Source organism: Rhodothermales bacterium (assembly GCA_039944855.1).
GTDB lineage: Bacteria > Bacteroidota > Rhodothermia > Rhodothermales > JANQRZ01 > JBBSMX01.
Window position 1 is genome coordinate 229,796 of sequence record JBDUXZ010000031.1, and the last position, 12,398, is coordinate 242,193.

At 69.2% G+C, this 12,398-nt stretch carries 11 protein-coding genes; 5 read left to right on the forward strand and 6 right to left on the reverse strand.

The window, feature by feature from the left end:
- Positions 1 to 54: 54 nt before the first annotated feature.
- From mreC to ABJF88_16375, 6 genes are all read right to left on the reverse strand, one after another.
- Complete coding sequence (gene mreC, locus ABJF88_16350; protein MEP0548509.1) at positions 55 to 882, reverse strand: rod shape-determining protein MreC; 828 nt, start codon at positions 880 to 882, stop codon at positions 55 to 57.
- 101 nt (positions 883 to 983) lie between these two features.
- The gene (locus ABJF88_16355) at positions 984 to 1,985 is read right to left on the reverse strand and encodes a rod shape-determining protein (GenBank protein MEP0548510.1); all 1,002 of its coding nucleotides are present in this window, start codon (positions 1,983 to 1,985) and stop codon (positions 984 to 986) included.
- 136 nt (positions 1,986 to 2,121) lie between these two features.
- Positions 2,122 to 3,723: a bifunctional phosphoribosylaminoimidazolecarboxamide formyltransferase/IMP cyclohydrolase gene (purH, locus tag ABJF88_16360; protein ID MEP0548511.1), complete on the reverse strand. Its 1,602-nt coding sequence runs from the start codon at positions 3,721 to 3,723 to the stop codon at positions 2,122 to 2,124.
- Positions 3,724 to 3,759: 36 nt separating this feature from the next.
- Positions 3,760 to 4,386 carry a phosphoribosylglycinamide formyltransferase gene (purN, locus tag ABJF88_16365; protein ID MEP0548512.1) on the reverse strand — a complete coding sequence of 209 codons (627 nt, stop codon included), beginning with the start codon at positions 4,384 to 4,386 and terminating at the stop codon, positions 3,760 to 3,762.
- A gap of 90 nt (positions 4,387 to 4,476) precedes the next feature.
- Complete coding sequence (locus tag ABJF88_16370; GenBank protein MEP0548513.1) at positions 4,477 to 4,749, reverse strand: SemiSWEET transporter; 273 nt, start codon at positions 4,747 to 4,749, stop codon at positions 4,477 to 4,479.
- Positions 4,750 to 4,752: 3 nt separating this feature from the next.
- A complete protein-coding gene (locus tag ABJF88_16375) occupies positions 4,753 to 5,691 on the reverse strand; it encodes an LD-carboxypeptidase (GenBank protein MEP0548514.1) in 939 nt (312 codons plus the stop codon).
- A gap of 159 nt (positions 5,692 to 5,850) precedes the next feature.
- On the opposite strand from ABJF88_16375, the gene ABJF88_16380 reads away from it, so the two are divergent.
- The 5 genes from ABJF88_16380 to ABJF88_16400 all read left to right on the forward strand — a co-directional run.
- Positions 5,851 to 7,296: a beta-propeller fold lactonase family protein gene (locus tag ABJF88_16380; GenBank protein MEP0548515.1), complete on the forward strand. Its 1,446-nt coding sequence runs from the start codon at positions 5,851 to 5,853 to the stop codon at positions 7,294 to 7,296.
- Positions 7,297 to 7,310: 14 nt separating this feature from the next.
- On the forward strand, positions 7,311 to 7,970 hold the full coding sequence (locus ABJF88_16385; protein ID MEP0548516.1) for a phosphoribosylanthranilate isomerase: 660 nt from the start codon (positions 7,311 to 7,313) through the stop codon (positions 7,968 to 7,970).
- 144 nt (positions 7,971 to 8,114) lie between these two features.
- Positions 8,115 to 9,593 carry a leucyl aminopeptidase gene (locus ABJF88_16390; GenBank protein ID MEP0548517.1) on the forward strand — a complete coding sequence of 493 codons (1,479 nt, stop codon included), beginning with the start codon at positions 8,115 to 8,117 and terminating at the stop codon, positions 9,591 to 9,593.
- Positions 9,590 to 10,564 (forward strand): 4-hydroxythreonine-4-phosphate dehydrogenase PdxA, encoded by a 975-nt coding sequence (gene pdxA, locus ABJF88_16395; protein MEP0548518.1) that lies wholly within the window; start codon positions 9,590 to 9,592, stop codon positions 10,562 to 10,564. Before ABJF88_16390 ends, pdxA begins: the two co-directional genes overlap by 4 nt.
- A gap of 565 nt (positions 10,565 to 11,129) precedes the next feature.
- On the forward strand, positions 11,130 to 12,398 hold a 1,269-nt coding region (locus ABJF88_16400; protein MEP0548519.1), incomplete at its 3' end, for a hypothetical protein.

The following is a 12,398-nucleotide window of genomic DNA, read 5'->3' on the forward strand; positions in this document are numbered from 1 at the left end:
GGCACGAGCCGCTCTCTCTGCTCGGTCGGGCCCCCGGTGCGGGGCACGTGCCTGTTAGCGGAGCGACGTGTTCTCCAACTCCTCGCGCTCGGGCGAGATCTGGTCGAGGAGCACGTACACGTAGTCCACTGTGCTGAGCGCGGCGGAGGGTTCGAGGTAGATCACGAGGTCGTTCCGGCCCTTCGCGGCGAACACCGAGTCCACCTTCCCCACGGGGATGCCGGGCGGGAACGTCCCGCTGAACCCGCTCGTGACGACGAGCTGGCCGCGCACGACGGGCTCCGTCTTGCCCACGTACTCCATCAGCAGCCGGTCGTAGGCCGTCCCGTCCCAGCGGACGACGCCGTCGCGGCCGAGCAGCTCGATCTGTGCCGGGACGCGGAAGTCGGTGTTCTGGTGCGGCATCACGAGGGCGTAGTTCTCGCTCGCGAGCACCACTTTTCCTATGATCCCGCGCTCGTCGATCACGGCCATGCCGACGCGCACGCTGTCGCTCGTGCCGACGTTGAGCGTGAGGAGGTTGTCCTGCTTCGTGATGTCCTTGCCGACGATGCGCGCGGGCACCATGTCGAAGCTGACGGAGTCGCGGAAGGCGACGAGCGCGCGGAGCCGGTCGTTCTCGCGACGGGCTTCGCGGAGGCGCGCCACCTCCGCCGCGAGGGCGATGTTGTCGGCCCGCAGTTCGTCGTTCTCATCGAGGGCGCGGGTGTAGCGGTCGGTCCAGGTGAACGTCCCCTCAACGGGGGCCGTGGCCTGGAGCGAGAGTGCCCGCGCCGAGCGGAAGAGCGGCCCGTTCTGCGAGAGCAGGACGACGAGTGAGACCACGAGGAGCACCACGAGCAGGATGTAATCGCGGACGCGGTGCCAGAGGCTACGGAACATGGGGACGGGCGGGCCTGGACAGGGGAGAGGGGGAAGGTAAAGCATGAGGAGCGAGGGGAGGTTTCCTCACCCCGCTCCTTTTCAGCCTAGACCCGCACCCGCTAGTACGACAGGACGCGCTCGAAGTCTTCCAGCTCCTCGAGTACGCGGCCGGTCCCGCGCACGACGGCCGTCAGCGGGTCCTCGACGACGAAGACGGGCAGCTCGGTCCGCTCGCGCAGCATCACGTCGATGCCCTTGAGCATCGCGCCGCCGCCGGTCAGCATGATCCCGCGCTCGAGGATGTCGCCGCCGAGCTCCGGCGGGGTCTTTTCGAGCGCGCGCATCACCGCCGCGCCGATCTGCGCAATCGGTGCACGGAGCGCCTCGCGCACGTCCTCCGACGACACCGTCCGCGTCTTCGGCACGCCGGAGACGAGGTCGCGGCCTTTGATCGAGAGCTCGAGCTCGGGGTCGAGCGGGACGGCGGAGCCAACCTCGCACTTGATGAGCTCGGCCGTGCGCTGCCCGATGAGGAGGTTGTGGTGCTTCTTGAAATACTGCACGACCGCCGCGTCGATCTCGTCGCCGCCCACGCGGATCGACTCGTCGACGACGATGCCGTTCATCGCGATGACCGCGATCTCCGTCGTCCCGCCGCCGATGTCGACGATCATGTTGCCGACGGGCTCGCGCACGTCGAGCCCGATGCCGATCGCCGCGGCCATAGGCTCGTCGATGAGGCGGACGTTCTTGGCGCCGGCGTACTCGGCGGAGTCGCGGACGGCGCGCTTCTCGACCTCGGTGATGCCGCTCGGCACGCAGATCACCATCTTGCCGATCCGGTTCATCCAACCCGACTGGACCTTCTTGATGAGCCCTTTGATGAGGTGCTCGGCCACCTCGAAGTCGGCGATGACGCCGTCACGCAGCGGGCGGATCGTCTCGATCTCCTTGTGCGTCCGCTCGTGCATGAGCTGGGCTTCCATCCCGATCGCTTCCACCTTCCCCGTCGAGCGGTTAATGGCTACAATCGAGGGCTCGTTGAGCACGATTCCCTTCTGCCGGATCCAGATGAGGGTGTTGGCGGTGCCGAGGTCAATAGCAATATCAGAGGTAAACAAGGCGGGCTGGATCGTAAGGGTGGACGGCGTGTGGTGGGGGCGCAATATAGCTTTGTCGATAGGGCACAACGCGTGCCCCGTCGAGGAATTCCCGCTGGATTTCGGCGGTCAATAGGGTCCTGGCGCTGACCCGGCGCTAGTGCCGGAAGTGGCGGGCGCCGGTGAACACCATCGCCAGGCCGTGCTCGTCGGCGGCGGCGATCACCTCGTCGTCGCGGACGGAGCCGCCGGGTTGGATCACGGCGCGGGCCCCGGCCTCGGCGGCGGCGAGGAGGCCGTCGGCGAAGGGGAAGAAAGCATCGGACGCAATCGCCGAGTTCTGAAGCGAGAGGTCGGACTTTTTCGCTTTCATCACAGCGAGTTCGCTCGCGTCGATCCGGCTCATCTGCCCGGCCCCGATGCCGAGCGTCGCGCCGTCGCGGGCGTAGACGATGGCGTTCGACTTGACGTGCTTGCAGACGCGCCAAGCGAAGTCGAGGTCGGCCCACTCGGCGGCCGTCGGCGCGCGCTTCGTGGCGACGGTACAACGCGCGCGCAGCGCCTCGGCCGAGCCGAGCGCCGGGTCTTGCGCCTGTACGAGCAGACCGCCCGCCGCCGTCCGCACGTCGAGCGCCGCGCCGCCGCCGCCGGGCAGCACTTCGAGCAGGCGGCGGTTTTTCTTCTGCTCCAGCAGGTCCAGCACACCGTCTTCGTAGCCGGGCGCGATGACAATCTCGGTAAAGATCTCGTCCACCGCCTCAGCCGTGGCCCGGTCGAGCGGCTGGTTCACGACGACGATCCCGCCGAACGGGCTCTGCCGATCCGTGGCGAACGCTTTCCGATACGCCTCGGCGAGCGTCTCCGCCGTCCCGACGCCGCACGGGTTGGTATGCTTGAGAATGGCGACGGTCGGGCGCTCGCCGAACTCGCGGATGAGATTGAGCGCAGCGGTGACGTCGAGGAGGTTGTTGAACGAGAGCTCTTTGCCGTGGAGCTGGCGGAAGACGCGGCTCGGGTCGCCGTAGAGCGCGGCTGTCTGGTGTGGGTTCTCGCCGTAGCGCAGCGCCTGCGCCTTCGGCAGCGAGACAGTGAACGTCTCCGGTAAGGGCGCAGCATGCTGCGCCCCTACGCCATCGCCCAAATTGAAGTAGTCGGCAATCGCGGCGTCGTAGTCGGCGGTGTGGGCGAACGCTTCGCCCGCGAGCCGCCGCCGCGTGGCGAGCCCGAGGTGCGCGTCGTTCGCCTCTAGCTCCTCGGCCACTGCGTCGTACTGCCCCGCGCTCGTCACGACGCCGACGAAGAAGTAGTTCTTCGCCCCGGCCCGGATCATCGTCGGCCCGCCGATGTCGACGTTCTCGATGGCTTCGGCGTCGGTGACACCCTCGCGGGCAACCGTCTGCGCGAACGGGTAGAGGTTGACGACGACGAGGTCGATGGGGGCGATCCCGTGCTCGGCGAGTTGGGCGAGGTCGTCGGCGTCATTGCGTCGGGCGAGGAGGCCGGCGTGGACCTTCGGGTGGAGCGTCTTCACGCGGCCGTCGAGGAGTTCGGGCGAGGCCGTGACCTCGGCCACGTCGCGGACGGTGAGTCCGGCGTCGCGCAGCGCCCGCGCCGTCCCGCCGGTCGAAACGAGTTCGACGCCGAGCGCGGCGAGGCGCTGCGCGAAGGCGGCGAGGCCGGTCTTGTCGCTGACGGAGAGGAGGGCGCGGCGGACGGGGTAGCGGTCGTCGGGCGGCGGCAGGTCTTTCGTCTGGATCATGGCGGGGCGGGGCGGTGCCGAGCGCGAGGCCCGGGGTTACGGAGTATCGGAATCGATGATGACGCGGCGGCCGTCGAGACGGACGCGGCCGTCGGCGAAGAGGCGGAGCGCTTCGGGGTAGAGGCGGTGCTCGACGGCGAGCACGCGGGCGGCGAGCGTTTCTGGCGTGTCGTCGGCGTGGACGGGCACGGGCTCTTGCAGCACGATCGGCCCGGTGTCGTACGCCTCGTCGACGAGGTGGACCGTCGCGCCGCTCCACTTCACGCCGTAGTCGAGGGCGGCTTCGTGGACGCGGCGGCCGTAGAACCCGGCCCCGCCGAACGCCGGTAGGAGGGACGGGTGGATGTTGAGTATCCGGTGCCGAAACGCGCGCACGACGGCCGCCGGCACGTGCTTGAGGTAGCCCGCGAGCGCGACGAAGTCGACGCCGTGATCGCGCAGCGCCGCCAGCAACGCCTCGCCGAACGCCTCGCTCCCGTCGAACTCCTTCGGCCGGACGACGACGCTCGGGACGCCGTGCCGTGCCGCCCGATCCAACACCCCGATCCCGTCGCGGTCCGTCACGACGAGCGCCACCTCGGCGCGGAGCGTGCCCGCGTCCACCGCGTCGAGGATGGCCTGCACGTTCGAGCCGCCGCCCGAGGCGAAGGCGGCGAGGCGCAAGCCATTCGCTGATTGGGTGATTGTGTGATTGGGTGATTGGGGCACAGGGCGCGAGGTCATAGTCAATCAGCCAATCGGTGAATTACCCAATCAATCAATGGACCGGGGGCGCCGGTGCCAGAGCGCTTGGCCGAGCACGCCGAGGACGAGCAGGAGCGTGAGCCCGTTGGCGAGCACGATGGGGAGGTCGCGGATCAGCACGCCGTAGACCAGCCAGAGCGTGATACCGACGGCGAAGAGGCTGTACATCCCGAGCGAGAGGTCCGCCGATGAGCGGCTGCGCCACGTCTTGACCACCTGCGGCACGAAGGACGCGGTCGTGAACGCGGCAGCGATGAGACCGAGCACGGTGACGGGGTCCATGGCTCAGAGGCGCTGCGTGACCGGGTCGAGCACGGTGAGGCGCGCCGCGTCTCCCTCCACGTCCAGCCGGGCGCGGACGCCGACGGGCAGCGTGCTCTTGGGGTTGAAGTGGCCGTAGACGAGGCCGCGCGCGACGGGGCACGCGAGGTCCGACGTGTAGTGGGCGAGCACGGCGTCGAGCGACAGCGAGGGGCGATTGGGCGGCGGCTCGGCCCCCGTGAACCCGCCGAGGACGAGGCCGCCGAGGCGGTGGAGCACGCCCGCGAGGCGGAGCTGCGCGAGCAGCCGGTCGATCCGGTACGGCGGCTCGCCGACCTCTTCGAGGAACAGGATCGCCCCCGTCAGGTCGGGCAGGTACGGCGTGCCGACGAGCGCCGCGATGAGCGTCAGATTCCCGCCGAGGAGAACGCCCTCGGCGCGACCGGGCTGAACCGCGTCGAGCCGCTCGCCGCCGGGACCGTGGATCTCGACGGGCGCGTCGCCATCGGCCAGCCGCCAGAATTGCGCTTCGCTCTCGGGGTCGAGGTCGGGCCAGTCGGAGGCGACCATCGGGCCGCTGAGACCGGGGAGTCCTGCTTTCGTGTAGAGCGCGAGGTGGAGCGCCGTGATATCGCTGTAGCCGACGATGAGCTTGGGGTGCGCCCGCGCGGCGGCGTAGTCGAGGTCGGGAAGGAGGCGGAGGACGCCGTAGCCGCCGCGTACGCAGACGATCGCGTCGAGGTCGTCGCGGCGGAGGAGGCCGTTGAACTCGGCGAGGCGGTCGGCATCGGGGCCGGCGAGGAAGCCATGCTCGGCGAACGTCGGGCGGGGCGTTTCGACGCGGAGCCCGCGGGCGCGGAGGGCGTCGAGGCCGGCGCGGTAGCGGGCGTCGTCGAGCGGGGCGCTCGCGGGGGCGGCGACGGCGATGCGACCGGTGCGGCGGAGCGGGGGCGGCGTGGGCACGGGAGGGGGCGCGGTGGGAGATGGGCCGCTCGGCCACGGCAGGAGGCCGGGTCGCGACGGCGCGAGGAAGATAGAATCCTCGCCGTAAAGTCTGCGTGAAAGGGCCCCCTTCCGCTCGCTATCTTCGCGCTTTTCGTCCTCCATCCCGTCCCACGCTGCATGACCCGCTCCCTCCTCGCCGCCGCTGTCCTCCTCCTCACCTTCGCCGGCTGTGACTCTGACGACCCCGCCGATCCGTTCGACCCCGACGGCGTCGATTACGGCGCGATCGAGACCCCACAGTTCGCCCGCGATGTGCAGCCGCTCCTCACCGCGCGCTGCGCCGACTGCCACGGCGGAGCCGATGCCGCCGCCGGACTCGACGTGACCTCGTGGGCGTCGCTCATCGCGGGCTCCGACGCGGGCGAGGCACTCATCGCCTTCGACCCGGACAACAGTGTGATGATCGAACTGATGACGAAACTGCCCGAGAGTCACCCGGCCTATGCCGCGCACCGCCTCCGCGACGCCGAGGTCGCGTTTCTCCGCCGGTGGATCGAGCAGGGCGCCCGCAGCGACGACGGCGCCGTGCCCTTCGCGGGCGTCGGCGGCGGGCGGCTCTACGTCAGCAACCAGGCCGCCGGGCAGGTCTCCATCATTGACGTCGAGCGCCTCGTCGTCGCGCGGACCGTGTCGTTCGCGGCCTACGGCGGGCCGATGGAGACGAACCCGCACGACACCGACGTCGAGCCCGACGGGAGCGCGTGGTACGTCTCGCTCATCAACGCGAACCGCGTGCTGAAGTACGACGCGTCCACGAACGAAGTCATCGGCGAAGCCCTCCTCGGCAGCACGTTCAAGCCGGGCATGCTCGCGCTCAACCCCGCGGACGGGCGGCTCTACGCCGGCCGCTCGTTCAGCGACCTCTCCGGCGGCGAGAGCATCTTCGCGGTGGAGCGCGCGGGGATGACTGCTACCGAAGTCCCCATCCCCTACACCCGCCCGCACCCCATCGCCGTCACGAACGGCGGCGGCTTCCTCCTCTCGGGCAGCCTCGCCGACAACGAGATCGCCGCGTTCGACCTCTCCGACGCGAGCGACATCGAACTCGCCGACCTGCTCACCGTCGCGGGCCAGCCGAAGGCGTTCGTGCACTACGCCGTCTCGCCCGTCGGCGGCGTCGCCGTGCTCACGTCGCAGCTCTCGCGCGAGCTGTACTTCCTCGACATCTCCGACCCCACGAATCTCCGCATCCTCAGCGTGGTCGAGGTCGGCGACCAGCCGTGGCACCCGACGTACAGCCCCGACGGCCGGACGGTCTACGTCCCGAACCGACTGTCGAACACTGTCTCCGTCATCGACGCGACGAACCCCGCGAACCCGACCGTGACAGCGACCATCTCCGATCCTGCGTTCTCGATGCCGCACGGCAGCGCGATCACACGCGACGGCCGCCTGCTCTTCGTGTCGAGCCGGAATCAGGAGGGCGGCTACACTCCGCGCTACCCGTTCGGCGACAACGCGCTCGTCGGGACCGTCGCCGTGATCGACACGCAGACGAACACCGTCGTCAAAGTGCTCGAAGTGGAGGAGTTCGCCTCGGGCATGTCGATCTATCAGCCCTGATGGACGCGGTCTCGATGCCCCGGCTCAAAGTCCGCTGCATCGCCGATGCCGACGAGGCGTGGACGGCGATCCGGCTCGGCGCCGATGCGCTCGGGCTCGTCTCGGCGATGCCGAGCGGGCCGGGCGTGATCGACGAGGCACAGATCGCGGCCGTCGCCGCGGTCGTGCCGCCCCCGGTCGCGACGTTTCTGCTGACGAGTGCGCAGGACGCGGACGCGATCGTCGAGCAGCAGCGCTGCTGCCGGACGAACACGCTGCAACTCTGCGATGCGCTCCCCGAGGGCGACCACGCCCGCCTACGCGCCGCCCTTCCTGGCATCGCGCTCGTCCAGGTCATCCACGTCGAAGGCGAGGCGTCGGTGGACGAAGCGCTTGCCGTCGCGCCCCACGTCGACGCGCTGCTCCTCGACTCCGGCCGGCCGAGCGCGGCGACGAAAGAACTCGGTGGGACCGGGCGGACGCACGATTGGACGCTCAGCCGCACGATCCGCGAGCGCGCCTCCGTGCCCGTCTTCCTCGCCGGTGGTCTCCGCGTTGAGAACGTCGCCGACGCTGTCCGACAGGTCCGGCCGTTCGGCGTCGACCTGTGCTCGGGCGTCCGCACCGATGGGCGACTCGACGCAGCGAAGTTGGCCCGATTCGTCGCCGCCCTGCGGTCCGTGCCGGCGGATTGACGCGGATTCCATCGCCGCCGCCGAACCTTCCCCGCTCGTCGGCGATTGACGTGCCGACTGCCGACATTGTTTACCGGCCCCGCGCAGACGCAGTATGCTGCGACTCTACGCCTACTCCACTGCTTTCTCTTCCAGCCCCTCGCTATGAACGTCACCACCTCCACGCAACCCCTCGACGCACTCGACGCCGACCTCCTCGTGCTGTTCGTCCCCGCCGGGACCGAGCCCAGCAGCCTGCCCGACGCGTTCGGGCCAGGGCTCGACCAGGCGGCGGCGGACGCGGCCACGTCCAAGGAGACCGTGCTGTTTTATCCCACGAAGGGCGCAGCGCAGCGTGTCGCCGTGATCGGGCTGAGCGAGGACGGTGACGAGGGCGAGCGGCTCCGCACGGCCGCCGCGCAGGCCGCCGCGACGGCGCAGAAGCTGAAGGCCGACGCCGTCGCGCTCGCGCTTCCCGATGGGGCCGAGGCCGCGTCCGCCGCCGCGCTCGCCGAAGGCTTCGTCCTCGGCAGCTACCAGTTCCTCGACTACAAAACCGGCAGCGACGCGCCGCACGCCGTCGCTGGTTTGACCGTCCGCGTGGCGGGCGATGACGCAGCGGAAGCGGTCGAGGCCGCGCACATCCGCGCCGAGGCGGCGTGCTTCGCCCGCGACCTCGTCAACCTCTCGCCCCACGACAAAACGCCGACGCTCCTCGCCGAGCGGGCCGAGCGGATGGCGGCCGAGGTCGGGCTCCGCGCCGAGGTATGGGACAAGGCCCGTGTCGAGAAAGAAAACATGGGCGGCCTGCTCGCCGTCAACCGGGGCAGCCAGGACCCGCCCGTCTTCATCACGCTCGAACACAATCCTGCCGACGCGAAGAACGCACAACCCATCGTGCTCGTCGGCAAAGCCGTCGTGTTCGACACCGGCGGCCTCTCGCTCAAGCCGACGAAGGGGTCGATGGACCACATGAAAGCCGACATGGCGGGCGGCGCGGCCGTGATCGGGGCGATGATGGCCGTCGCCCGGCTCGGTCTGCCGCTCTGGGTCGTCGCCCTCATTCCGTCCACCGACAACCGGCCGGGTGAGACGGCCTACGTCCCCGGTGACGTCGTGACGATGCGCTCCGGCTCGACGGTCGAGGTCCTCAACACCGACGCCGAGGGCCGGATGATTCTCGCCGACGCGCTCGACGTGGCGAAGCAGTACGATCCCGAGCTCGCCGTGAGCGTCGCCACGCTGACGGGCGCGCAGGTCGTCGCGCTCGGCTCGCGCGTCGCTGCCGTGCTGACGAGCGAGGGTGATGGGGCCGCCGAGCGCCTCGCCGCGTTCGACGCCGCCGGTCGCCGCACGGGCGAGTGGGTCGCGCCCCTCCCGATGTTCGCGCACTACGCCGAGCAGCTCAAGAGCGACGTGGCCGATCAGAAGAACATCGGCGGGAGCGAGGCCGGCACGGTGACGGCCGCCAAATTCCTGGAGCACTTCACGCGGACCGACGGCGAGGCGGCCTATCCGTGGGTCCACGTCGACATCGCCGGGCCGGCCTTCCTCGACAGCCCGCAGCCGTACCGGCCGAAGGGCGGCAGCGGCTTCGGCGTCCGCCTCCTCACCGACCTCCTGCAGCGCCGCGCCGAACAATGAACCGCCCTCGCCTTGCCCTCACCCTCGGCGATCCCAACGGGATCGGCCCCGAGGTCGTGCTCAAAACGCTCGCGGACGCTGACCTCCGCGCTCGCATCGAGCCCATCGTCGTCGGCTCGGAGGCCGTGCTGCGGACGCACGCGGCGAAGCTCGGGCTCGAAGACGTGCTCGACGGGCTGACCGTGTGGGAGGTCGCGCCGAACGTCGACATCGAGGTCGAGTGGGGGCAGACGACGTTCCGCGCCGGGCGGATCGCGATGCGCGCCGTCGAGCGCGCCGTCGACGCGTGCCTCGCCGGGGAGGCTGATGCCGTCGTGACGGCGCCGATCTCGAAGGAGGCCATCGCGCTCGCGGGCTACGACGTCCCCGGCCACACCGAGTTCATCGCCGCGCGGACACACGCCGATGGCTACACGATGATGCTCGTCAGCGGCGGCCTCCGCGTCGCCCTCGTCACGACGCACCTCCCCGTCCGCGCCGTCGCCGACGCCGTCACCGGTGCCGCGATCCTCGACAAAGTCCGCATCCTCGACGCGAGCCTCCGCCGCGACTTCGGCATCGCGTCGCCGAGGATCGCCGTGCTCGGGCTGAACCCGCACGCGGGCGACGGCGGCGTGATCGGGACCGAGGACCGAGACGTGATCGGCCCCGCGCTCGCGATGGCCCACGCCGACGGCTACGACGTGGCTGGCCCGTTCCCGGCCGACGCCTTTTTCGGCCGGCGCGGCTACGAGCGCCACGATGCCGTCCTTGCGATGTACCACGATCAGGGCCTCGCCCCGTTCAAAGCGCTCGCGATGGGCGGCGGGGTGAACTTCACTGCCGGCCTCCCCATCGTCCGCACCTCGCCCGATCACGGCACCGGATTCGACATCGCCGGGCAGGGCGGGGCCGACGCGTCGAGCTTCGGCGAAGCTGTCTGGCTCGCCGCCGAATTCGTGCGGCGCCGGTCGGGCGCTGCTACGTCGTAAGTGTCTAAATAGTTAGGATTTTGCAGGGCGCTTGCTGGGTCGCCTAACCTTGAGGTGTCATGGGCGGCGTCTCCCGCTCACTGCATCATCGTCCGCGCTGATCGTCGTCCGCGCTGGCATCAAGCACGGCTATGTCCATAGGCTGCTGTTGGGGCGGTATCGGAGTGGCAGGCTCGGACGGGAAGCGGAGCGCGCGTGACGGCGGACCGAGGGAAGAAGGGTGGAAGGTGGGCGTGGTCTGGAGGGGTGCGTTCAGAGTAGAATAGAGTGCGGAATATGTAACGGCAAACAAAGGGCACGCGGGGGTATAAGCTTGAGGCTCAGCGTTGCGGTGCCGTGAGATACCGGCGGGAGAGAGGTTCTCTCTAGCACGTTGATCCAGAGGTGCGACATCATTTCCGTCTGATGGTGGTGGAGGTAGAAAGGGGAGGGGGTTTGTTTACACGAGCGGCGACCCCCCGCGTCACGATGTGCAGGGGGCCGAGACTTTTAGTTCGATGTTCAGCGACCCTTGCACCCTCTCCCGGTTACACCTATGCGTACACCATTACGAACCGTTTCTGACGTGACTTGCCGAAGCCTCGCGCTCCGAGTGGCGTCCCTCCTCCTGCTTCTCCTCACGCTTTCCGCCTCGACGGCGACGGCAAGCGTCACGTGTACGCCCGCGACGCGGTCGGCCCTCATGCAGCACTCCGTCGTGAACGGGAATATGGCGACGCTCGTCGTTCCTGCCGGGACGTGCCCCGTCACGGTGAGCTTCAGTGCCTATGCGCTCCCCAGCGGCCAGAAGCTGCCGTTCGAAGAGCAAGTGCTCGTCGACAACGTGACGTCCGTATATGGGCCGGGCACGTACCACCTGACCGTCGACGCGCCGGAGACCTGCGCCTACCAGACGGACCTCTACCTCGGGGAGGTCATCGCCCCCCTCACCTCGGGTGCGCACCATAACCACTACGGGACCAACTACCTCCTCCGCTACGACTTGGTCAACCTCGGCCAGCCTTGCGGCACGCCCACCGGCGAGTGCACCAACGTAGACTTCGAGCGGGACCCGCACGGCAATCGGCTGCACAGGGGGCGCGTCATCGACAACGAGTACGCGAGCATCGGGCTGACCATCTCCGAGATCAGCGGCAAGAAGCTCCTCATCTTCGACACGGCGAACCCGACCGGTGGCGACACCGACCTTCGGACGCCCGGCAGCGGCGTTGGCAACACCACGGCGCTGGGCAACGTGCTCATCATCTCCGAAGACGGCGACGAATCCGATCCGGACGACGACGTGAACGGTGGGACGATGGTCTTCGAGTTCGCGCAGAGCGTGGATGTCCAGCAAGTCAACCTCCTCGACATCGACACGAACGAGGCGGCCACCGTGCGGGCCTATGGACCCGGCGGCGCGCTCATCACGACGGTGAATGCCATCAACCGGGGCAACAACTCGTTCCAGAGCGTCATCGTCAACGCCGAAGGCGTTCGCCGTCTCGAAGTCGAGTTTTCGAGCAGCGGCGCGCTCGCCGGCCTCGTGTTCTGCGAGGGCGAGGAGGACATCTGCGAGGCCGACCAGGGCCCGCCGGAGGTCACATACGCCTTCCAGGAAGACCGCTACGTCCTCCTCACGGTCACCGACGACACCGGCATCGCTTCGATCGACATTGAGCTTACAGACACTGCTGATAGTACGGCGACTCCCAACCTCGAGCTCGTCGAGAGCAACTTCACGCCGGGTGCGATGACGGCGACGTTCCGCTACCGCCTCATCAACTTCACGCAGAACACGTTCGTCCGCGTCGTCGCCACCGACCTCTGCGATCAGCGGCAGTGCCCGGACACG

What these genes read in the sequence shown, in the direction of transcription:
- mreC (MEP0548509.1), bottom strand. Translation starts at nt 882, where the DNA reads ATGTTCCGTAGCCTCTGGCACCGCGTCCGCGATTACATCCTGCTCGTG.
- purH (MEP0548511.1), bottom strand. Translation starts at nt 3,723, where the DNA reads ATGATCCAGACGAAAGACCTGCCGCCGCCCGACGACCGCTACCCCGTC.
- ABJF88_16370 (MEP0548513.1), bottom strand. Translation starts at nt 4,749, where the DNA reads ATGGACCCCGTCACCGTGCTCGGTCTCATCGCTGCCGCGTTCACGACC.
- ABJF88_16380 (MEP0548515.1), top strand. Translation starts at nt 5,851, where the DNA reads ATGACCCGCTCCCTCCTCGCCGCCGCTGTCCTCCTCCTCACCTTCGCC.
- ABJF88_16385 (MEP0548516.1), top strand. Translation starts at nt 7,311, where the DNA reads ATGCCCCGGCTCAAAGTCCGCTGCATCGCCGATGCCGACGAGGCGTGG.
- ABJF88_16390 (MEP0548517.1), top strand. Translation starts at nt 8,115, where the DNA reads ATGAACGTCACCACCTCCACGCAACCCCTCGACGCACTCGACGCCGAC.
- pdxA (MEP0548518.1), top strand. Translation starts at nt 9,590, where the DNA reads ATGAACCGCCCTCGCCTTGCCCTCACCCTCGGCGATCCCAACGGGATC.